The following is a 21,736-nucleotide window of genomic DNA, read 5'->3' as shown; positions in this document are numbered from 1 at the left end:
GGTGCTTAGCGCGACGCCGTGAACGGCAGGCCCAGGTACAGGTCCACCGCCACCGGCTTCTGGTACGCGGCGCGCGGCAGCGGGCTGTCGGGGGCGATGGTCAGGGCCAGGTTCTTGTTGGCTTCATCGACGCGAGAGTCGATAACCTTGCCGCTGAAGGTCTCATCCAGGCCGAACACCTTGAGGTCCACCGAGGTCACCCGGCCGATGTCGGCGAGCTTGTCGAACGGCACGTTGGCGGTGACGAACAGGCCTTCATCCCTGGGCAGCAGATGCACCAGTGGCGCCTGCTTGTAGCCAAAGCCGTCGAGGGGCTTGCTCGGGAAGTACAGCTCGCAGTCGCACGGGCTGTTGATCACGGTTTCGATGGTGGCGCGCCCGAGCAGGGTCTGCAGGTCGCCGGGCGAGAGGTCGGCCACCGCCTTCATGTCGGCCGGGCTGGTGAAACTGGTGGCCAGCTGGGTGGAAATACTCGCCACCGGCGCGCCGGCTTTGACCTCGGTCTGCCCCGGCGCCAGGAGGAACTTCACATAGCCGTTGTCGGGCATGCTGATGACCTGGGCATTGGCCGAGACCTGGGCCTGTACTGCCGGGATACGGAAGAACAGCAGGTAGCACTTGTAGGCGACAAAGCCCAGCGCGGCGAGGCCGGCGGCGGCATACAGCAGGGTGCCGAGGGTGGCCTTGAGGCGCTCGCTGGAGCTGCGCGCACTGGCGTACTTGTGCTTGCGTTCCTTGATGTAGTTTTCCCGCTGCATCACGTTGAACAGGCCATTGATGTCGGCGATTTCGCCCGACAGGTAGGCGCTGATGATGTAGCGCAGGATGTCGCGCTTTTGCGAATCGAGCTCGACGAACTGGGCGCCGACTTCCTGGCCGCGCTGGGAGACGATCTTGATCTGGCTGTCGATGTTCAGGTCGACCTGGTTCAGGCGCAGCTGGATCGAGGCGTGGTACAGGCTGCCGATCTTCAGCGGCTCGGGGTGGACCAGGCCGATGCCGCCCAGGGAGATGTCCTGCAGGGTGCTGTCGAACGGCGCCTGGCCGGCCGCGCTGAGCTTGACCCGGGCGTTGAGTTTGGTGCGCACGTACTGGCGTTCGTCGATGGCTTCGTGGACTACGTTGGCCGGTACTGCGGGTGTGCTTGAGCTACTCATGGCAGGCGCCTTTCCTTAACGTTGCGTGAGTTCGAGAAGAACCGAGATGACCCCGAAGAAAATCGCGATGGATGAAAACAGCATCGCCTTCGAGGACCAGCGGTTCAGGGCGGCATCGAAGTTGACGGCGCCGTTGCTTAATGTGGTTTTTTGCCGGGTCCAGCTCTGCTGGTCCATGTGGAACAGGGCGTAGACTTTCATCAGCGAGCCGATGATCTGGTTGTAATAAAGAACGAACGGGTACACCGGGCTGACCGGGTGGCCGGCGAACAGAAACAGCACGGTGACGATGCTGCGCGACAGCAGCACCCAGAACAGGTACACCAGCAGGTACTGGATGCCGAACACGATGCCGGCGACCACCGAGGCGGTCAGGCCCATCAGGCAGGTCCACATCGACACCCGCTGATCGAGCAGCACATACAGGGTGAACAGGCCCAGGCGAGCGCGGCCGAGCAGGGCGGTGGCACGAAAGTTCTGGCGCAGCGAGTTGCCGTACCAGCGGAACATCAACTGGCGGGTGGCGCGCCAGAAGCTGTTGTCTGGTGGATGCTCGACGGTCAGGGTGTTGCTGTCGGGCACGTAGAAAGTGTCCCAGCCGGCGCGCATCAGGCTCAGCCACGACGACTTGTCGTCCCCGGTCAAAAACTGAAAGCGCCCCAGGCGCCAGTGCTGGAGAAAATCCGCCTCGACGTCGCGGATGAAGTCCGGGTCGGTCATGACGCTGGCGCGAAAGAACGACAGCCGTCCGGTCAGGGTCAGCACCCGGTGCGACAAGGCCATCGAGCACATGTTGATGTGCCGCTGGACGAAGCGCATCGAGTGCCACTGGCGCATCAGGCTGCTGCCTTCGACTTCGCAGAACTCGTTGGTGGTCAGGCCGCCGACGTTGGGCAGGTAGGCAAACAGCTTGACCGCACGCTCGACGCAGCCGGGCAGCATCATGGTGTCGCCATCGACCACGCCGACCACCGAGTCTTCCAGCGGCATCTGCCGTGACAGGGCGCGAAAGGCATGGGCCAGGCCGTCACGCTTGCCGGTGCCACGGGCGCGGACGATCACCAGCTTGATGTCATCGCGGTCCTTGACCTCGTTGCGCATGATCTCTTTGATGAACTGCTCGTCGCCCTTTTCGACGATCGAGGCAATCACCGTGCACGGCACCTTCAGCCGCTGCACCTCCTGGAACACCGACTGGTAAACCTTGAAGGTGGTGTGGGTGGGGATGCGAAAACTGGTCACTACCATGAACATGTGCGCCGGCAGCGCCGCATCGCCCATGCGTTCGACCGCCTTGCGCATGCGCGGGAACTTCCAGTGCAGAAAGTACATGCCGCGCAGGTAATGGACGATGGCGTTGCCGTAGCGCCACATGCCCAGTGCACCGATGATGAAGATGAACTTATGGTGCGCAGGGTCGAGGTACTGCGGCGCGACCATCTCCGACGCCAGCGCAATCAGGCCGAACAGGCAGGCCCAGGCGCAAAACCGCGCGCCTGCCTGCAGGTAGTCCGGCCGGCCCGAGGGCGGCTGTTGCTGTCGTTCCATGTAGTCGTTGCTCCTGTGTTCGGGCCGCACCCGGCTGAATGACATGCGCACTGTTCGCGCCTGGCCAGGACAAGGCCGGCCGGGCAGGAGGCAGGTGGGCAGTCAGTCAGGCGGGGCGCCTGGGTCAATCGCCGGGTACTCTCTGGATGGAGTACTTTCTGGCTGGAGTGCTCTGTGCTGGAGTACGGGGCCTTACCAGCAGATACCTTCACGCCGGGCATCGCTGCCGTGGGCCATGAAGCCGACCAGGTCGATGATCTGCTTGCCATCGCTGGCATCCAGGGCCTGCGCAAAACGGTCATCGTTGTTGCCCAGCACCACCACCTCGGCGTCGCGGATCACCTGCTGCAGGTCGTTGCACAGCAGCGACGAAACGTGGGGGATCTTCGATTCGATGTACTCGCGGTTGGCACCGAACACCCGCGCGTACTCGACGTTGGCGTCGTAGATGGTGAGCTCGTAGCCTTTGCCGATGAGCATTTCCGCCAGCTCCACCAGCGGGCTTTCGCGCAGGTCGTCGCTGCCGGCCTTGAAACTCAGGCCCAGCAGGCCGATGCGGCGCTTGTCCTGGCGGGTGATCAGCTCGAAGGCGTTCTTCACCTGGTTGCGGTTGCTGGCCATGATCGAGGCCAGCAGCGGGTGCTCGACGTCCAGCTGGCCGGCGCGGTAGGTGAGGGCGCGCACGTCCTTGGGCAGGCACGAGCCACCGAAGGCGAAGCCGGGGCGCAGGTAGTAGCGCGACAGGTTGAGCTTGTAGTCCTGGCAGACCACATCCATCACCTCGCGGCCATCGACGCCGGAGGCCTTGGCGATGTTGCCGATCTCGTTGGCAAAACTGACCTTGGTCGCGTGCCAGACGTTGCAGGTGTACTTGATCATCTCGGCGACTTCGATCGACTTGCGGATCACCGGGGCGTCCAGGCCCTGGTACAGCGACTGCAGCAGGTCGCCCGATTGCGCGTCCAGTTCGCCGATCACGGTCATGGCCGGAAAGTCGTAGTCCTGGATCGCGGTGCTTTCGCGCAGGAACTCGGGGTTGACCGCCACGCCGAAGTCGATGCCGGCGCGTTTGCCGGAGTACTTCTCGAGGATCGGAATCACCACGTTCTTGGCCGTGCCGGGCAGCACGGTGCTGCGCACCACGACGGTATGACGGCTGGCCTTGTCGCGCATGGCGGTGCCGATTTCGCGGCACACCGCTTCCATGTAGACCAGGTCCAGGTCGCCGTTTTTCTTGCTTGGGGTACCCACGCACAACAGCGACATCTCTGTAGCCAGTACCGCAGCCTGGACATCCGTGGTACCGCGCAGGCGGCCATGGCGCACGCCATCGAGCAGCAGTTGCTCAAGGCCCGGCTCGACAATGGGCGACTTGCCCTGGTTGATCATGTCGATCTTGGCCGGCGAGATATCCACGCCCAGCACCTGATGGCCCCGTGCAGACAAACAACCGGCACAGACAGCGCCTACATAACCCAATCCAAAAATACTGATATTCATAGTTCCCTCTCCCAAGGTGCAGCGAAAGCTGACCGAGATACTCAGTTAAACGGCATGGTCGACGCGGCAGACGCGCAAGAAAAAGCAGCGCGCTAAAAGGAGGCGATGCAAGCGTTTTTCGTTGTCTTATTACATCCTAAGGGAGTTTTTTTAACTTCGGCAAGCAGTCTCTAACTCTTGCTTGGATAAAGTTTAAATCCACTCTGTTAAAGTTTAAAAACCGTTACAAATCAATGATTTAAAGTTTGTGGTTAGTTCGGCGTCAAAAATCCGATATCGGCATTTTGCCGAGAAAATGGCGCCAGAAAGCCGTTGCATCTGTGGCTTTTGACGATTTTCACGGTTTTTTTGACGGGGCTTTTGCATGCGCTATGGAACTTCTTTATTCTCCCCGCGCTGTTGTATTAGTGGCTGTTGATTTCGTCGGTGATGGCACTTTAGCTATTAAGCAAAGTTGTTGGCTTATTAGCGCCTTGAGTAACAAGTGTGGGGCACAGTTGCAGGTTGTCCAGACAACCCCGGACAGGTAGGGCGGGCTTTGACTTGTGCCGCGCGGCTGATCGCGGCATAGTTCGGGCTTCGTTCGAGGCACGCCATTGACGGCTGTGTGCTCATCCATCCGGATGCTGGATAAAGGACGCCAAGCAAATGAACGGAATCGGTTCGCGTATCAGGGAAGAAAGAGAACGGCTGGGCCTGACCCAGCGCGCCTTTGGCGACATTGGCGGGGTAGAGCCCAACGCCCAGGGCAAGTATGAAAGCGGCGAGCGCACGCCCAAGGCCGACTACCTGGCGGCAGTGGCGGCGCGCGGGGTCGACGCGTTGTATGTATTGAGCGGCGTGCACACGCCGGTCGAACACAGCAGCCTGAACACCCAGGAAGAACAGTTGCTCAATAGTTTTCGCCTGCTGCAAGAGGCCGACCAGGCTGCCGTCCGGCAGTTGCTCGGCAGCCTGGCCGAGCGTGCCCAGATGCCGCCGGCGAGAGCGGGCGGCTATGAGCGCGGGATGTACGGGCGACTGTCGGGTAAATGAAAAAATGACGTCAGGTAAATGACGTCTTCCGTTAGGTCTACGGCTGTATTTTTTGCTAAGGTGGCGGGATCCAATTACCGCCGCAGTGCGAGGTGTCTGCTTGATTAGGGTGCTGGTGGTCGATGACCACGATCTGGTGCGTACGGGCATCACGCGCATGCTGGCCGATATCGATGGCTTGCAGGTGGTGGGCGAGGCCGACTCTGGCGAGGCATCGCTGAAGGTTGCGCGCGAGCTCAAGCCCGACGTGGTCCTGATGGATGTGAAAATGCCCGGTATCGGCGGCCTGGAGGCGACGCGCAAACTGCTGCGCAGCCACCCGGACGTGAAAGTGGTGGCGGTGACCGTTTGCGAAGAAGACCCGTTCCCCACCCGCCTGTTGCAGGCTGGCGCCGCCGGCTATCTGACCAAGGGCGCCGGACTGGACGAAATGGTCCAGGCCATTCGCCTGGTGTTTGCCGGCCAGCGCTACATCAGCCCGCAGATTGCCCAGCAACTGGCGCTCAAGTCGTTCCAGCCGCAAGGCTCGCCGTTCGATGCGTTGTCGGAGCGGGAAATCCAGATCGCACTGATGATCGTCGGTTGCCAGAAGGTGCAGATCATCTCCGACAAGCTGTGCCTGTCACCGAAAACGGTCAATACTTACCGTTACCGGATCTTCGAAAAACTCTCGGTCACCAGCGACGTCGAGCTGACGCTGCTGGCGGTCCGCCACGGCATGGTTGACGCCAGTCTCTGAGCGCATTCATGACACCTGTGTTCGATTCAAGCGCATTCCTGGCGACCTGTAGCGGTCGCCCGGGCGTCTACCGGATGTTCGACGCTGAGGCCCGGCTGCTCTATGTGGGCAAGGCCAAGAACCTCAAGAAGCGCCTCGCCAGTTACTTTCGCAAAGCTGGCCTGGCGCCGAAGACGGCTGCCCTGGTGGCGCGCATCGCCCAGGTCGAAACCACCATCACCGCCAACGAGACCGAGGCGCTGCTGCTCGAGCAGACCCTGATCAAGGAATGGCGGCCGCCGTACAACATCCTGTTGCGCGACGACAAATCCTATCCTTATGTGTTTCTTTCCGACGGCGACTACCCGCGCCTGGGCATCCACCGTGGGGCGAAGAAGCAAAAGGGCAAATACTTCGGCCCGTACCCCAGCGCTGGCGCCATCCGCGAAAGCCTGAGCCTGCTGCAAAAGACCTTTTTCGTCCGCCAGTGTGAAGACAGCTACTACAGCAACCGCACCCGGCCGTGCCTGCAGTACCAGATCAAGCGCTGCAAGGCGCCTTGTGTCGGCCTGGTCGAACCCGAAGAATACGCGGTGGATGTGCGCCACTCGGTGATGTTCCTTGAAGGCCGTAGCCACCAGCTGACCAACGAGCTGAACGCCGAGATGGAACAGGCGGCCATGGCCCTGGAGTTCGAGAGGGCCGCCGAGCTGCGCGACCAGATCGCCTTGCTGCGCCGCGTGCAGGACCAGCAGAGCATGGAAGGCGGCAGCGGCGACGTCGATGTCGTCGCCGCCTTCGTCAACCCCGGCGGTGCTTGCGTGCACCTGATCAGCGTGCGCGGCGGGCGGGTGCTGGGCAGCAAGAACTTCTTCCCGCAAGTGGGCATCGAGGAGGAGGTGGCCGAGGTCATGGCCGCATTCCTCTCGCAGTATTACGTGGGCAACGCCGAGCGCGAACTGCCGGGAGAGCTGATCGTCAACGTCGTCCACGAGGATTTTGCCGCCATCACCGCCGCGATCGAAACCCTGCGCGGCCGCGAGCTGACCATCAGCCACCGGGTGCGCGGCACCCGTGCGCGCTGGCAGCAACTGGCGGTGACCAATGCCGAGCAGGCACTGGGCGCGCGCCTGGCTAACCGCCAGCACATGGCCTCGCGCTTCGAGGCCCTGGCCCAGGTGCTGGCCCTGGACGAAACCCCGCAGCGCCTGGAGTGCTACGACATCAGCCATTCCAGCGGCGAAGCCACCGTCGCCTCGTGCGTGGTGTTTGGCCCGGAAGGGCCGCTCAAGTCCGATTACCGCCGCTACAACATCGAAGGCGTAACCCCGGGCGATGACTATGCGGCCATGCATCAGGCCCTGACCCGGCGCTTTGGCCGGCTCAAGGACGGTGAGGGCAAGCTGCCCGACGTGCTGCTGGTGGACGGCGGCAAGGGCCAGCTGAACATGGCCCGTGAAGTGCTGCAGGAACTGGCGGTGCCCGACCTGATTTTGCTCGGGGTGGCCAAGGGCACCACGCGCAAGGCCGGTTTCGAAACCCTGTACCTGAACGACGTGGCCCACGAGTTCACCCTCAAGGGCGACTCGCCAGCGCTGCACCTGATCCAGCAGATTCGCGACGAAGCCCACCGCTTCGCCATCACCGGCCACCGCGCCCGTCGCGGCAAGACCCGCCGCACCTCGACCCTTGAAGGCGTCGCCGGGGTCGGCCCGAAACGCCGCCGCGACCTGCTCAAACACTTCGGTGGCTTGCAGGAGCTGACCCGCGCCAGCGTCGAAGAAATCGCCAAAGCACCGGGAATCAGTAAAAAGCTTGCCGAGTCGATTTATGCCAACCTGCATAGCGAGTAGAATGCCCGCTCACTTTGCAGCCAGTTGTGCCGATGAATATTCCAAATCTGCTTACCGTTCTTCGTGTCCTGCTCATTCCGATCTTCATTTTGCTGTTCTATGTTCCGTATCACTGGAGCTATATCGCAGCGAGCAGTGTCTTCGCCATCGCCGCGGCCACTGACTGGCTGGACGGTTACCTGGCCCGTCGCCTGCAGCAGAGCACGCCGTTCGGTGCCTTCCTGGACCCGGTGGCCGACAAGCTGATGGTGGCGGTGGCCCTGGTATTGCTGGTGCAAGTGCACGCCAACTTCTGGCTGACCCTGCCGGCGGCGGTGATCATCGGGCGCGAGATCGTGGTCTCGGCGCTGCGCGAGTGGATGGCCGAGCTTGGGGCGAGGGCGCACGTGGCGGTGTCGAACCTGGGCAAGTGGAAGACCGCAGCGCAAATGCTTGCCCTGGTGATCCTGCTGGCCAACCCGCCGGTGCTGACCTTCTGGGTGATTCTTGGCTACGCCTTGCTGATGATTTCTGCCGGCCTGACCCTGTGGTCGATGGTGCACTACCTGCGCGCCGCCTGGCCGCACCTGCGCGAAGGCTCGGAGCAGAAATAAAGCTTTTTTGAATCAAGGGCTTGACGAGATTTATTGAATCGTTACAATAGCCACCATCACGACGCGGGAATAGCTCAGTTGGTAGAGCACGACCTTGCCAAGGTCGGGGTCGCGAGTTCGAGTCTCGTTTCCCGCTCCAAATATGGCGCTACAGCATTCAGCAGAGTGCTGTGGTGATAGAAAAAAGGCCCTTCGGGGCCTTTTTTCGTTTCTGCTGTTCGGTGCTGGGCAGGTGTCTGGTCCAGGGCGCTGACGCATCGTTGAACCATCAGTGTCTTGAGGTGAATTCACCATCCGTGTCTACGGCAATGCGGTCCATCGTCTTCTGCGTGTCTTTGACGATTTCGCCAATTCGATGCGCTTCCTTGGCAAAGCCTTTGGCTGCCAAAAGTGGCAGGCTTTCTTGCAGGGCCTTCAGGGTTTGGCGGATATCGGCAGCGGCCTTGAGGTTTCGGTGCGGGTTGTCCATTGGCTCTCCATTGACGGTCTGTGAAGTGGCAGTGCCCGCCCACGCAGGGCGGGGCAGCCGCTTCAGGGTTTGCGCGAAGTCACCGCCGTCAGCGACAGCGTCACGGGACCGGTCGGTACGGCAGAGGCTACGGGGGCTGTCAGTTGCATCCCCATCGCACCTTCCTCGCGGGTGTGCATGTAGGGCGTGTGCTCCAGCTTCTCGACCTGCAATGAGGTGACACTGGCCTGATCACGGTGACCGCCAAGGACGGCGTGCTTGAGAACGTCCGTGTCGGGTGTTTGCCCACGGTCGATCACGCTCAACAATCCGCCGGGACGAAGCACTTCATCGGCCAGTTCATAGACGCTGTTCTGCACGAAAATTCGGTGCTCGAAGGCGGTTGGCATCAGGCGAGTGTCCACCGCGACGTTGTGGCCTCGGGCGTTGTGGGTGCCGAGCAGCCAGCAGGCCACCGCGTCGAATCGAGGCTGGGCCTTGAGCCACTGCTCGAACTGCGCGTCACCCAGGGCATCGCCTTCGATCAGCAGGCAGTCGGCCTTGGGCGCATCACCCGGCGCGCAGTAGTCGAGTCGGTAGGCGTTGTCGTCCAGGCTTTGGGCAGATTCGCGCGCAATGACCGCGACCGAGTAGCCGTGCTCTGAGAGCAGGGCCTGAGTGGCTGCAATGCAGTGGGGGTTCTCTTCCACGCAGACCACGCTGTGACCATTCTTCAGCAGCGCCAGGGTGGAATGGCCGACGCCGCAACCAATCTCCAGGAGGCGCAGGTAGCCCTCAACCTGAGCGGTCATCCAGGCATAGTGTTCCTGGTTGCGGTGGCTGTTGGCATTGATCCGCCAGTTGCGGGTGTACTCGCGGCGAAACTGCTCCAGCTGGTGCAGTGCGCGCGGCATATGGGTGGTCCAGGGCGGTGAGAGGCTGTCGCCTGGGTTTGGCGATTTCTTGTTGTTCACGGTAAGTCCTTTGCCTGAGTTGTTTCGACGATCTGCTATCGCCAGGCTGGATCTTCGGGCAAGGAGCGTGCACAGGGCAAGCGGCGGGATGGGGAGAAATCGCAAGTGGTCAGGGCGCGAAGCCTGCCGGTTTTGCTAAATGCTTTCAGCCAAGGCTCTGGTACGCGCCTCAACGACATTTCATACACTCGACTGACCGGTCGCCTGGACACATTGTCTTGCAAATTGGTTGAGTGGTCACCCGAGGTTGCCGCGTTCGTCGTAGACGTAATATTTGCCGCAATAGTCGCGCAGCCGGTTATCGAGCAGTTTGCTGCGCGGGTAGCCGTCACGCTCTGGCAGCACTCACGGTGATACGACCTGCTTGTAACACCTCGATGCGGATAACCGTTTCATCGCCGCGGGAGGGCATTGACTCCTGGATGATGACGCCGTCAATGCAGGCGGTGCGCATGCGGTGGCGCAGTGCCCTGCCTTGAGGGTCGAAGAACAGCTCGCTGGCGAGGATTTCAACCTGCTCGACCAATACACGGGTACGTTCGTCAGTGGCGCAGAAGAACAGCACGCCGCTCCAGTGGTCATCGTCGTCCGGGTTGTGGACGTTGTGCTCGACAAGCTGATGCAGGGCTTGCTTCAGCTCGGCAATTCGGGTTTTCAGTTGGCCCATGGCCTCATCCTCCGTTGACGCTGAGGTGTGGTCGCAATCCGTGCGAACAAAGTGCTCTTTGGTTTCGGGTTATCGATGCACGCTGCCGTGAGAGGCGCTGGCGATCAGGCTGGCGCCACAGGCGGTTTTCATGCCGTCGAGCGCGACCGGGATGCCGTTGATGCTGTAGGTGCTGCTGCCTTCCACGATGGGGAAGATGCCTTTGCAGAGTGGGCAGGAGACTAGGTTGCCTTTGCCGGACATGGGGCGGCCGTTTAGTTTGGTATGAGGGATGGAATCGGTGACAACACCACCATGGTCTGTAAGGTCGCCAAGTCTAATTATCGGAATCATGAATGCTATTCTTTGTTGTTCGTTGCTATGGTATTGAAGGGAGTTAAATTTGTGTTCATGCTGTGCCTCCGCTAGGGGGGGTTATTGATGTGCGTAAAATGACTATTGAGTTTCTAAAAGTCTGAAGGTTAGGGTTGAAGCTCTTTGTTCTACAGGGCAGTCGGCAATTAAAGTAAGTTCGGAACATTTGTCGTGCCCCCATAACTGACAAGAGATTCTGAGCGAGCACGGTTCGGCATCTGTTCTAAAGATGTCAAAAGGAACTCTGCCTGTACTATCCGGGGTGAAGGCTACGTCAAAAGGTGGGAGCCTAAGGTCTGAAACGTTCTCACCTGATCGTTCCAGTTCTTCAGCGATTTCTTCGTAAATGGCCGGTGTTATTCCAGCAGACTCTAGCTTTGCTTCTGTACCGTCTTTTATGGTCCTGAGGAGATCGTCAGCAAGCTGGTAGGCTTTTTTATTATCAAGGTTTTCCATGTTTTTATTTCCTTCGCTTTGGGATGGTGGTGTTTGATGTTGCGGAGGCACCAATGTCTGAGAAATATGCATCCGCTTTCAGGATGCTGCATCTCGACTGTTGTGATGTCAGTCCTGCTCGTCTAACCGCTTTATAAGCAATACGACGTTCAGCTGCCAAACTCCCTCCGCCCCTCTGATCCTGAACCCGATTTGCATTATAGTGGGGAGTGCCGCGTGTAGTGCCATCCATATTCCTTCCTTGAAGTACTACAGCCGGCGCATCGTAATAGTCGTACTTTGGCAAGTTGCCAACAGCTGCATGTTGATAAATATGATGTGAGTCATAGAGCCCGCCTCCAGCTGCTTTCATGTCTCGATGGCTTCCGACTTGTACGCCACCTTCTTCTAGAATTTTTTCACACTCGGCTATACTTGGTCTGCAGCATTTACTTAGGCCAAATGGGTCGGTCCATGCAACTGGATTTGGTGCGTACGAGTAAACGTTGAGTCCCCCCGCAAACCCGATCGGATCCTTCCCAACAAACCGCCCGACCCCCGGATCATAGTACCGATACCGGTTGTAATGCAGCCCTGTCTCGACATCGAAGTACTGCCCCTGAAAGCGCAGCGGATTGTGGATGCCCGCGCGTTTGGCGGTGTCGCTGCGTTTCTCCTGTGCCGCGCCCCAGGCCTTGTAGGAGCCGCTCCAGGCCACTTCGCCCTGTTCGTCAGTAAGCTCCATGGGCGTGCCCAGGTGGTCGCACTGGTACCAGGCAAACGCATCGAAGGGCGTTGGCGCGGGCTTGTGCTGCCAGACGGGATCACGCTCGATGTCGTAGGGAAAGTCGTAGACGGGCTCGAGCAGCAACTTGATGGAGCGGTGCTCCAGCGCTTGAGCAACGGGCACGAAGGTGCCGGGCTCGTACACGTAGTGGGTCAGGCGGGCGCCAAGGTCATGGGTGCGGTTTTCGAAGGCCAGGGTGTCGCCATCCCAGCCGTAGAGGGTGTTGCCGCAGCCGTACTGCTGATCGAGCTTGCGCTGCTCGTTCTGGTTCCATGCGGGACCGGCCTCGCGGCGGTGCTGGTACTTGGCGCGGGAGCTGGCCGGGTCGAAGGCCAAGTATTCAAGCGGTAGCCCTTACTCCCTGGCTGCACTCACAGTGATACGACCCGCTTGTAACACCTCGATGCGGATAACCGTTTCATCGCCGCGGGAGGGCATTGACTCCTGGATGATGACGCCGTCAATGCAGGCGGTGCGCATGCGGTGGCGCAGGGCCCTGCCTTGTGGATCGAAGAACAGCTCGCTGGCGAGGATTTCAACCTGCTCGACCAATGTACGGGTACGTTCGTCAGTGGCGCAGAAGAACAGCACGCCGCTCCAGTGGTCATCGTCGTCCGGGTTGTGGACGTTGTGCTCGACAAGCTGATGCAGGGCTTGCTTCAGCTCGGCAATTCGGGTTTTCAGTTGGCCCATGGCTTCATCCTCCGTTGACGCTGAGGTGTGGTCGCAATCCGTGCGAACAAAGTGCTCTTTGGTTTCTGTTTATCGATGCACGCTGCCGTGAGAGGCGCTGGCAATCAGGCTGGCGCCACAGGCGGTTTTCATGCCGTCGAGAGCGACCGGGATACCGTTGATGCTGTAGGTGCTGCTGCCTTCGATGATGGGGAAGATGCCTTTGCAGAGCGGGCAGGAAACTAGATTGCCTTTGCCGGCTATTGGTTTGCCGTTGAGGTTTGTGTGGGAGATAGATTCAATCACTATGCCGCCATGATCGGTGGTGTCTCCGAGTCGAATCAAATTTTTCAAATAATCACCATTTACGTGTCCCTGAATTTCTAATCTATGGTCAGATCGTACTCGGTTGGTGCGCTAGTGCTGGAAGTTAACCTTTCGCCTCGAGACAGAGCTTTGATTGCATTATTGCCAACATAATATGATTTTATTTTTGTGAATCGTTGTTTTATCAGTTTCTCGAATAGTTTGTAGAGCTCAAGGCTCTCGGTGGAGGCGTGAATGGTGGATATCTCCCCTGAGATAATGCCATCTGGGTGCGCACCGCCGGGTCGGATTACTATCGTTTCTGGGTTGTCTCTCTGGTCAACCAGATTTATTGCTCCACCCTTCCTTTGAGGTACTTCTCGTGATCTGATCTCGTTTTTAGTTTCCCAGACTAAATAGGAGGGGTTCAATGCGCTGTCAGTGTATGGTGAGTTACCTAAATTCGGTATGTTAGATAAATTAATAACATCGTCCTTAAGATTTTTTTGCTTTGCCAGTGGCTATTGCGTTTAGTTGTTTTAGGTGTGTAGCCTCCCTTATCAGGAGGAGCATGTCGCTTTCCGCAGCGAAGAAATGCATTTGTTTTCCTCTCCTATGGCCTGAATTGAACCTCGGCAGGTGTGTCGTTTTCAGTTGCATTTTCTTTTCGAAGCGAGAGTTAAGTTTTTTGCGGTGGGGTTATGGCTTGATCCTTCTAGTCGGTTTCGGCGTCGCGCTAGAATTAGGTAAGTCGATTGGGTTTTAAAGAGCATTCAGCCAGTCAGAGTGTTGCGGCGCTGGCGACTTCACATCGTTCGTCGGTAACTTCCATCGGCGTATCGAGGTGATTGCACTGATTCCAGGCAAAGGTACTGCTGATGGAGCGATTCTCAACAGTTTGCGTTTCAACAACAAACTACCCATGATCGTAGTGTCGGGTTATTCATATTGGGAAAGTTCCCTCTTCAAGTCGTGATGTAGAGAGTGGGGAGTGATTATCATTCCTTGGTCGCTAGGGGTAGGGAATATTAAGCACAAATGGTTATCACCTTCTAGTCCTGGAATCCACTTGTCTATAAAATCTTGCAGATCAATGTGTTGGGGTTCTAGGTTACTCCATTCATTGGTGGCGCAAATTTTGGCAAAGCACTCCTCGGGCCAGAGAGGAACTATAGTCGAATTCTCGGCTTGGAGGGTTGCCCATCCTACCTCGAATAGTCCCCATAGTTTCATGGAGTCAGTGACTTTTCGAAGGAAATACTCGTATCGCTCTTTCTTTGATAGAGATACGATGTTGCTGATTTTTTTTGGGTGGTGTTGCACTTAATAACCCCCTATTTTGTGTTGTGTTTTGTGCAAGTCGGCGTCCTGGAGAGCTGAGTGACGATAGCAGTGTCCTGTTTTCGCGGGAGTGTTGCGTCCATGGGCTAGCTCTCGGCCAGGAGCTCTGGAGTTCCTCGAATTCCCAGGGAGGCGAATTGATGTGCGGTTCCCTGTTTCAATGTGACGAATTTCATTGCGTACCCATCCGCGAACATGTCTGGGCTGATTAGGGTCGTTTGCAAGCTCTAGAAGCCGCTCCTGCTTATTTGATCTTCCGTGTGATCCATCACAACATATTGGGCAGTTGATCTTTGCCTTTAATCCTAATGGGTCTGTCCAATGGGTTGGATTCGGCGCATAGGCATAAACATTCAACCCACCCGCAAACCCGATCGGATCCTTCCCAACAAACCGCCCAACCCCCGGATCATAGTACCGATACCGGTTGTAATGCAGCCCTGTCTCGACATCGAAGTACTGCCCCTGAAAGCGCAACGGATTGCGGATGTCCGCGCGCTTGGCGGTGTCGCTGCGTTTCTCCTGTGCCGCGCCCCAGGCCTTGTAGGTGCCGCTCCAGGCCACTTCGCCCTGTTCGTCGGTGAGCTCCATGGGCGTACCCAGGTGGTCGCACTGGTACCAGGCAAACGCATCGAAGGGCGTTGGCGCGGGCTTGTGCTGCCAGACGGGGTCACGCTCGATGTCGTAGGGAAAGTCGTAGACGGGCTCGAGCAGCAACTTGATGGAGCGGTGCTCCAGCGCTTGAGCAACGGGCACGAAGGTGCCGGGCTCATACACGTAGTGGGTCAGGCGGGCGCCAAGGTCATGGGTGCGGTTTTCAAAGGCCAGGGTGTCGCCATCCCAGCCGTAGAGGGTGTTGCCGCAACCGTACTGCTGATCGAGCTTGCGCTGCTCGTTCTGGTTCCATGCGGGCCCGGCCTCGCGGCGGTTCTGGTACTTGGCGCGGGAGCGCTTGCACAGGCGCCGGCCGAGGGCGTCATAGGCATAGTAGACAGTCAGCCGATCATCCTCGTAGTGAGTCAAGCGGTCGTAGAGGTCCCAGCTGAAGCTGGCTTTCTTGCCGTTCTCGATGCGCTCCTTGAGGTTGCCGCGTTCGTCGTAGAGGTAGTGCTTGCCACAGTAGTCGCGCAGCAGGTTGTCGAGCAGTTTGCTGCGCGGGTAGCCGTTGCGCTCCTGGGGTGCCTGCGGGTCGAGGAGGTTGCTGGCCGGGTCGAAGGCGAAATGTTCGCTATTTGCCAAACTGCCTGCTTCGAGCAGGCGGCCAACAGGATCGTAGCGGTAGTTGAGGGCGCCACGGCGCAGGTCCTGGATGTTCGTGAGCTGACCGGCAACGTCGTAACGGTAGTTGCGCACTGACAAGCGGCTCGACTCACCGCGTCGAGCGACGGTCTGTTCCTGCAAGTGACCGTTCGGTGTCCAGCTCTGGCGTTGTTGCAGGCCGTTGCCTTGCTCGCGGCCAATCTCTCGGTGCAGGTCGTCACGCTGATAATTCAGCAGTTCCCGATCGTCGAGCTTCAGCGCCAGCAGGTGGCCGCTGCCATAGGTCAACCAACTGACCCGATGGCCATCGGGGCGGACCGTGGCAACCCGCTGGTTCAGCGCGTCATACTCGTGCCGCCAGATGGCAACATGGGGCTTTTTCAGGTAGCGCAGGTACTGGTGTTCGCGCGTGTTGTTGCCCGCAGCATCGTAGAACCATTGCAGCTTGCAGGCGTCGTTCTCGGCGAGCAGCAGATTGCCGTTACCGTCGTAGGCGAAGGTTTCGGTTTGCCATTGCTGCGCCGTCCTCTGGCCTGCCTGGCGCATTAGCAGTCGGCCCAGGGGGTCGTATTCGAAACAGGTGACGCGATTGCCATCAAGGCGGCGGGTAGGCTGGTTGCTGCCGTTGTCGTAGAGGTAGTGGGTGGTTTGCTGGTCGAAACCGGTTTCCTTCAGCAGGCGGCCAACCGGGTCGTACTTGAAGGTAGCCGTGCTGTTGTTCTCGTTGCGCAGCTCGACAAGCTGGCCAAGCCGGTCCCAGCGGTAGTTGAGGATGCTGCCATCGGCGTTCTGGCGTTGCTGGATCAGCCCCGCTTCGTTGTATTGCCAGACGGTGCGGCGCTGCAGGGCGTCGATGTGGTCGAGAAGACGGCCTTCGGCATCGCGCTCGAAACGCTCCTCGGTCTTGTCCGGGTGAACAATACGGCTGAGCTGACCTGCCTGGTAATGGTAGCTGGTGACCATGCCTGCGGCGTCGGTGACTTGGGACAGTTGCCCCAGCGCGTTGTATCGCCATTGGCTGGTTTTGCCGGAACAGTCGGTGTAGCGGATCAGTTGGCCGTCGGCGTTGTAGGCGAGTTTTTTCTCTGCGCCGTTGGCGTCGATGATGGCAACGGGCAGGTTGTCGCTGTTGTACCTGTACTGGGTCTTGTGCTCCAGCGGATCCAGGGTTTCGATGATGTTGCCGCGCGGGTCGTAGTCGTACTTCCACAGCCCGCCCTCGGCATCGCGGGTCTTGAAGCGCAGGTCCTGGTCGTCGTAGGCATGGTGGACGCTGGTGCCGTCGGGGCGGGTGTGCTGGACCAGGTTGCCGCGCTCATCGTAGGCGTAGCTGTCGACACTGCCGTCGGTGTGGATATGCTGGGTGACGTTCTTGGCGTCGTCGCGATAGAACCACTCCTCGTTGCTATCGGGATGGATGATGCGGTAGGTGTAGCCGAGGACATCGTAGTAATACAGCGTCTCTTGACCGTTGGCGTCGAGCAGGCGTGTCAGGCGGATGTTCGGGTCCCAGCTCAGGCGGGTGTCCTGGCTGCCATCGTCGGCCCATTCTCGAACCGCTTTGGCATCCGGCCCGTTGCCTTGCCATTGCAGGTTCATGCCGCGACCGGTGCGGTCGGTGTAGCGGGTTAGCAGATGGTGCTGATAGTCATAGTTCCATTGAGCATCGTGCTCGTCGCGGGCGGCGCGCAGGTCACCCTGGTGGTCGAACTCATAACGTGCCAACTGTCGAAGCGCTTGGCCGTCATGCATGAGCCAAAGTGCCTTGATTCGGCCCTGGTCGTCGATCTGGGTATGGATGTGCTGGTGCGGGGTGTCGTTCTGGTAGGTGAGCAAATCCGAGAGCACGCTGTGTTCAGCGTGTTGGTGCTCGTAGTGCAAGGCAATGCGGGCACCGCCGCGCAGGCTGATGGCTGTCAGGCGGAACTGATTGCTTACCCGTTCGTAGTGCTCCTGGCTGTCATGCCCCCGCAGCAGTACCAATTTGTTTTTGCTGGTGCGCGCAATGACCAGGTTTTCAATCGGGTCGAGATGGTGATGGTGAACATCGGGAAGCGGGTAGTGGTGGCTACGCCCATCGGTCGCATGGTAGGTAAGTTGATCTTCGTTCAGATCGAAGCGGCTGGAGAACGGGGTGATCCAGCGGGCACCGAACGGGTTGTTGTCGAAGGCTGAGAGTGAGGAGCGGTAGGTCCTGTTCCACACCAGGGGGAAGGTGCCGGGAAGCTCGAAGTCGGTATGGACAATTGTTTCGCTGCCCATGGCGAAGCTGATGCTGCACTGGGTGCCAGCTTTGCTTCCCTGCTTTTGGCAGTTACCGTCAGCGCGGGCAGAGCGCTGGGCCGGACTGGCTTGAGTGCCATTTTGCGGCTGTGGCCTTCTGGCTTCGTTGGTTCTGCCAGGCGCCATGTTGGCCTGGTGTGGGGCATTCTTGCGTCGCTGCAAGGCACTGGAAAGCGCCCTGATGATGGTAAGAAGGCTGTCCGGATTGGTTTCACTACCTGTCTGGATGATCTTGTCGCTGGCGATCCTGCCAATCTGCTCGATGCTGGCCGCAACGGGCTCAAGGGTTTTCTGCAACTGTTGCTTTTGTCTGTCGCCCAAGCCGATATCGTCTTTTCCAAAGCCGATGCCGGTGCGTCTCTTGAAGGCATCGGCCGCTTCAACTATCAGGCTGATTCCGGGAAAGAGCGCGGTCAGCGCCACGTCCTGCACAGTGCCGCTTGCCACTGAGCGGATGAGGTCAGCGAGGAATTTACAAACCTCGATGACCTTTTGTGCAAAGGCCTTGAGGATGCTTTGCAGGGTGGCTTCAACTTCCTTGACGAACGCCTCGAGATCGCCGGGGCAGACATCGGCCAGCGCGCTTTCTATGGTAGTCAGCAGCGCCTGGCTGATGTCGCCTTTGGTGGTTCTGAGGGTCTTCAGTGAAGGGCGCATGACCGCTCGGGCTGCTCCGACTCCAGGGAGCGGAACCAGGCCGAACAGGTTGATCCCCAGGCCGACCCAATTGTAGAGATCGGCCCTGTAGGTGGCGTCGCCCTGGGCCAGCTCAATGATGTCGCCGATCGCATCGGCCGCAGCGAAGATCGAGCCCGCGACGGGTAGCATTTCACCGACAGTAATAACAGTGCGCCAGTTGACGGCATCACCGGTGAGCCCGGTCAGCCACTGCGCCAGTTTGTCGGTGCCAGCCCTTACATCCTCTTCGGTAAAAGTATTCTTGGGCGCGACCGCGCCTTCACATCGAGCCATTCGGGCCGCCTCCGTTACTGGTTCGATTTGCGGGAATAGCGGGAAGGGAGAGGGGCAGTCCTTTATCAGCGGACTCCATTGCGAAGAGGCGGTCCAGCGTCTGCTGGATGACCTGCGACGGCCGCAAGGTAGTCATGGCGCCTGGCGTCGCGGCTGATCGTGCTGCTTGCTCTGCAAATGGCGCTGCCGAGGCGGCGCGAGTCTGGTCTGTGCCGAACAGCACCTTGACCGGTCCTGGCGCCAGGCCTGCCACCGCCGCAAACCCGTTGTCATCCAGCGTGCCCTTGAAAACCTGCCCGAGTGCATCCTCGACCTGATACTCCGAGCCCTTGAACGCAAAACCATTGGCGTAGTGCTGGAACAGCTCAAGATTGCCTTTGCCGGCTTTTGGCCCTTCAGGAAAGGCCGCCGTCTGGCTCTTCGCGCCTTTGTAGAGAAAGTCTGTGGCGTGGGTTGTGTACACGCCGCTGGTGGCGTGGCTGATGCCGCCGGCGTTGTAGGTGGTGCTGCTGCCCGCCGCCTGGATCACCAGCTCCTCCTTGGCGCTGAGGATGATGCGTTCGGCGCTGACGGTGACCTTGAGTTTGGCCAGCAGGTTGATGCTGTCTTTCAAGGCGCGGATGTCGATATCGCCGGAGGCTGCGACCAGGCGCCAGCCGAGGCTTTGCACGAAGGTGCGCAGGCCTCGGCTGACACTGATCAGCAGGCGCTTGCCGACGGCCAGGCTGGTATGCCCGCCACTGCTCAGGCCCAGGTGTTCGCCGCTGGCCAGGTGGGTGGATTGCGGCGTGCTGCTGGCGATCCCGGCCGGGCTGTCGAGGACCAGGAAGGGTTCACTGAACTCGGGGTATTGATTGGCATTGGGGTTGCCGGTACCGCGGCCGCGTATGCCGTCGTGCTGGGCCTGCAGGGCATCGGCGACTTCGTCCTGGTCGCCGCTTTCCTGGGCCAGGTGGTCGCGGGCTTCGCTGGCGAAAGTGGCGTGGTATTGCTGGGCGGTCCTCAGGCGTTCGGCGGTTTGCGACAGGTCGGTGTGGTGGGAGGCGGCGCGGGCGCGCAGTTCGCTGGTCAGCAGCAGGCCGCCGCCGGCACGCACCACGCCGTGGGCGTCGGTGCGCAGTTCGAAGCCTTCACCCCGGGGCTGCCCGCCACCGGGCCGGGGATGGGTCAGGTAGCCCAGGTTCAAGGCACTGGCGGCGTGATCGCTCATCAAGGTGGCGCTGATCTGCCCGCTGGTGTCGTCCAGGCGCAGTTCGTTGTGGCGCTGGCCGTGGTGCTCTTTGCTGCGCAGCGGGCTCAGTGCTTTGAACTCGGGCAAGCGGTACGGTGGGCGGTTGATCGCGTGATAGCTGCGGCCCATGATCATTGGCTGGTCCGGATCGCCGTGGAGAAAGCCCACCAGCACTTCCTGGCCGATCCGCGGCAGGGCCACATGCCCCCAGCCCGCCCCGGCCCAGGTCTGGGCGACGCGCACCCAGCACGAGCTGCGATCGTCTTCGCAGCCTTTGCGGTCCCAGGGAAACTGCACGCGCACGCGGCCATGCTCGTCGCAGTAGATTTCCTCTTTGGCCGGGCCGACCACCATGGCGATCTGTGGCCCTTCGATGCATGGCTTGGGGCGCGCCGGGGCATGCCATTCAACGGTATCGGGGATCAAGGTGGCGGTCAGGCTGTACCAGGTGCCGTGTTCGCTTTCAGCAGACTCTTCTTCCAGGGCGGTGTGCTGGCGGCCTTGGTGCTTGATCTGGATTGGCCGCCAGCCGCTGTTGAGGTCTTCGCGCGGATGGCCACTGAGGGTGAAGGCCTTGCCCGGCAGCAGACGCGCATCGTCGCCTTCGACCTCGGCGGTGCGCGCATCACCGCGCAGGGCCTTGAGGCGGGTCTGGGTGAAGGGTTTGCCGGCGTCGTCGTGCTTGTAGCGACCGGGGTAGTCGTAGCGCTCGTAGTCGACGGTCTGGCTGCCCATCTCGGCGGCCAGCACGTTTTGCTCCAGGTTGTAGCGCGGATGGCTGAAGGTGTAGTCACGCTGGGTCTGGCAGCTGGTCCGTACCTGTTCGCGGTAGGTGAACTGGCGCAGGGACGGTTGCCAGGCTTCGCCCCCCGGATTGGCCTCATACAGCACCGGCCCGCCCTCGATGGCGCCGAAGGTCGCGATATGGTCGGCCTGGATCAGCCGATGGCCGGCTTCGCTGTGCTCGAAGCTCGACAGCAAGCCTTCCTCGGCCGCCAGGCGCAGGTAGAAGTCCAGGTCCAGTTCGCCCGCCTGCACGCAGTACTCGCGGGGCAGGTGGGTTTCGCTCAGGTGTTGGCTGGCCTGGCCCCATTGACGCTCCTTGCACAGTTGCTCAAGGATCTGCGGCACGCTGCGTTTCTGGAAGATGCGCCAGTCGGAGCGCAGTTGCGCGCGGGCCAGCTGCGGTTCGATCTCGGCGCGGTAGCGGGTGCGGCGAAAGCCGGTCTGGCCCTGTTCGAAACGACTGATCAGGCCATGCACATGGCGAACGGCCTGGTTGCCCTGCCAGAGGGTCAGAGCCGCAGGCTGGTCGAGCAGGGTGGCAAAGTCGGCGTCGGCGGTGGCACTGACCAGCTCGATGGTCAAACGATAGAGTTGGGAAATACCCTCGTTCAGTTCAAAAGACACCACATCAAAGTCAATGTCAGCCGTCGAGCTGAAGGTAAAACGCACATCGCGCTGGCCGGGCATGGCAACTCCTGCTGTTCATTGCGTCGGGCAGGTCGAATGGACGTGGATGGAACGTCCAACAAGATTTGTTCCTACAGAGGGGAGAGACAGTAAGAGGTAACTTACTGCCTTGTCTTTGTTGGGCTTCCT

The 21,736-nt window shown here is 60.0% G+C and carries 18 protein-coding genes and 1 tRNA gene; 5 read left to right on the top strand and 14 right to left on the bottom strand.

What is annotated here, in order from left to right:
- Window positions 1–5 precede the first annotated feature (5 nt).
- From LOY34_RS15410 to LOY34_RS15400, 3 genes are all read right to left on the bottom strand, one after another.
- Window positions 6–1,157: a PilZ domain-containing protein gene (locus LOY34_RS15410; protein ID WP_195884393.1), complete on the bottom strand. Its 1,152-nt coding sequence runs from the start codon at window positions 1,155–1,157 to the stop codon at window positions 6–8.
- Between the two features lie 15 nt (window positions 1,158–1,172).
- Complete coding sequence (locus LOY34_RS15405) at window positions 1,173–2,705, bottom strand: glycosyltransferase (RefSeq protein ID WP_082075380.1); 1,533 nt, start codon at window positions 2,703–2,705, stop codon at window positions 1,173–1,175.
- 192 nt (window positions 2,706–2,897) lie between these two features.
- Complete coding sequence (locus tag LOY34_RS15400; RefSeq protein ID WP_045194015.1) at window positions 2,898–4,205, bottom strand: nucleotide sugar dehydrogenase; 1,308 nt, start codon at window positions 4,203–4,205, stop codon at window positions 2,898–2,900.
- Window positions 4,206–4,853: 648 nt separating this feature from the next.
- Between LOY34_RS15400 and LOY34_RS15395 the strand changes: the two genes are divergently transcribed.
- The 5 genes from LOY34_RS15395 to LOY34_RS15375 all read left to right on the top strand — a co-directional run bounded on the left by LOY34_RS15395 (window position 4,854) and on the right by LOY34_RS15375 (window position 8,543).
- Window positions 4,854–5,240: a helix-turn-helix domain-containing protein gene (locus LOY34_RS15395; protein WP_195884391.1), complete on the top strand. Its 387-nt coding sequence runs from the start codon at window positions 4,854–4,856 to the stop codon at window positions 5,238–5,240.
- Between the two features lie 100 nt (window positions 5,241–5,340).
- A complete protein-coding gene (gene uvrY, locus LOY34_RS15390) occupies window positions 5,341–5,979 on the top strand; it encodes a UvrY/SirA/GacA family response regulator transcription factor (protein ID WP_010221877.1) in 639 nt (212 codons plus the stop codon).
- A gap of 8 nt (window positions 5,980–5,987) precedes the next feature.
- A complete protein-coding gene (gene uvrC / locus LOY34_RS15385) occupies window positions 5,988–7,811 on the top strand; it encodes an excinuclease ABC subunit UvrC (protein ID WP_045194013.1) in 1,824 nt (607 codons plus the stop codon).
- 32 nt (window positions 7,812–7,843) lie between these two features.
- On the top strand, window positions 7,844–8,404 hold the full coding sequence (gene pgsA, locus LOY34_RS15380; RefSeq protein ID WP_010221879.1) for a CDP-diacylglycerol--glycerol-3-phosphate 3-phosphatidyltransferase: 561 nt from the start codon (window positions 7,844–7,846) through the stop codon (window positions 8,402–8,404).
- A 63-nt stretch (window positions 8,405–8,467) separates the two neighbouring features.
- Window positions 8,468–8,543, top strand: a tRNA-Gly gene (locus LOY34_RS15375).
- Window positions 8,544–8,672: 129 nt separating this feature from the next.
- Here the strand turns inward: LOY34_RS15375 and LOY34_RS15370 are convergent.
- The 11 genes from LOY34_RS15370 to LOY34_RS15325 all read right to left on the bottom strand — a co-directional run bounded on the left by LOY34_RS15370 (window position 8,673) and on the right by LOY34_RS15325 (window position 21,607).
- Window positions 8,673–8,873 (bottom strand): hypothetical protein, encoded by a 201-nt coding sequence (locus tag LOY34_RS15370; RefSeq protein WP_195884390.1) that lies wholly within the window; start codon window positions 8,871–8,873, stop codon window positions 8,673–8,675.
- A 62-nt stretch (window positions 8,874–8,935) separates the two neighbouring features.
- Entirely contained in the window at window positions 8,936–9,826 is an 891-nt protein-coding gene (locus LOY34_RS15365; protein ID WP_195884389.1) for a hypothetical protein, read from the bottom strand.
- 328 nt (window positions 9,827–10,154) lie between these two features.
- Window positions 10,155–10,493 carry a hypothetical protein gene (locus LOY34_RS15360; RefSeq protein ID WP_195884388.1) on the bottom strand — a complete coding sequence of 113 codons (339 nt, stop codon included), beginning with the start codon at window positions 10,491–10,493 and terminating at the stop codon, window positions 10,155–10,157.
- 69 nt (window positions 10,494–10,562) lie between these two features.
- Window positions 10,563–10,823 (bottom strand): PAAR domain-containing protein, encoded by a 261-nt coding sequence (locus tag LOY34_RS15355; RefSeq protein WP_408980916.1) that lies wholly within the window; start codon window positions 10,821–10,823, stop codon window positions 10,563–10,565.
- A gap of 105 nt (window positions 10,824–10,928) precedes the next feature.
- Window positions 10,929–11,303: a hypothetical protein gene (locus tag LOY34_RS15350; protein WP_195884386.1), complete on the bottom strand. Its 375-nt coding sequence runs from the start codon at window positions 11,301–11,303 to the stop codon at window positions 10,929–10,931.
- A gap of 4 nt (window positions 11,304–11,307) precedes the next feature.
- Window positions 11,308–12,405 carry an RHS repeat-associated core domain-containing protein gene (locus LOY34_RS15345; protein WP_258663478.1) on the bottom strand — a complete coding sequence of 366 codons (1,098 nt, stop codon included), beginning with the start codon at window positions 12,403–12,405 and terminating at the stop codon, window positions 11,308–11,310.
- Window positions 12,406–12,423: 18 nt separating this feature from the next.
- Window positions 12,424–12,762: a hypothetical protein gene (locus LOY34_RS15340; RefSeq protein WP_195884383.1), complete on the bottom strand. Its 339-nt coding sequence runs from the start codon at window positions 12,760–12,762 to the stop codon at window positions 12,424–12,426.
- A gap of 69 nt (window positions 12,763–12,831) precedes the next feature.
- A complete protein-coding gene (locus tag LOY34_RS15335) occupies window positions 12,832–13,095 on the bottom strand; it encodes a PAAR domain-containing protein (protein ID WP_195884382.1) in 264 nt (87 codons plus the stop codon).
- An 891-nt stretch (window positions 13,096–13,986) separates the two neighbouring features.
- Window positions 13,987–14,370, bottom strand: a complete 384-nt coding sequence (locus LOY34_RS27530) for a DUF2750 domain-containing protein (RefSeq protein ID WP_195884381.1) — start codon at window positions 14,368–14,370, stop codon at window positions 13,987–13,989.
- Window positions 14,371–18,903: an RHS repeat-associated core domain-containing protein gene (locus LOY34_RS15330; RefSeq protein WP_195884380.1), complete on the bottom strand. Its 4,533-nt coding sequence runs from the start codon at window positions 18,901–18,903 to the stop codon at window positions 14,371–14,373. It lies immediately after the preceding gene.
- Window positions 18,890–21,607, bottom strand: coding sequence for a type VI secretion system Vgr family protein (locus LOY34_RS15325; RefSeq protein ID WP_258663476.1), 2,718 nt, complete (start codon window positions 21,605–21,607; stop codon window positions 18,890–18,892). The genes LOY34_RS15330 and LOY34_RS15325 overlap by 14 nt, the downstream gene beginning before the upstream one ends.
- Window positions 21,608–21,736 lie beyond the last annotated feature (129 nt).

Source organism: Pseudomonas sp. B21-009 (assembly GCF_024749345.1).
Lineage (GTDB): Bacteria > Pseudomonadota > Gammaproteobacteria > Pseudomonadales > Pseudomonadaceae > Aquipseudomonas.
Note: the sequence above shows the minus strand (reverse complement) of the source record. Positions and strands in the feature narration are given on the sequence as shown.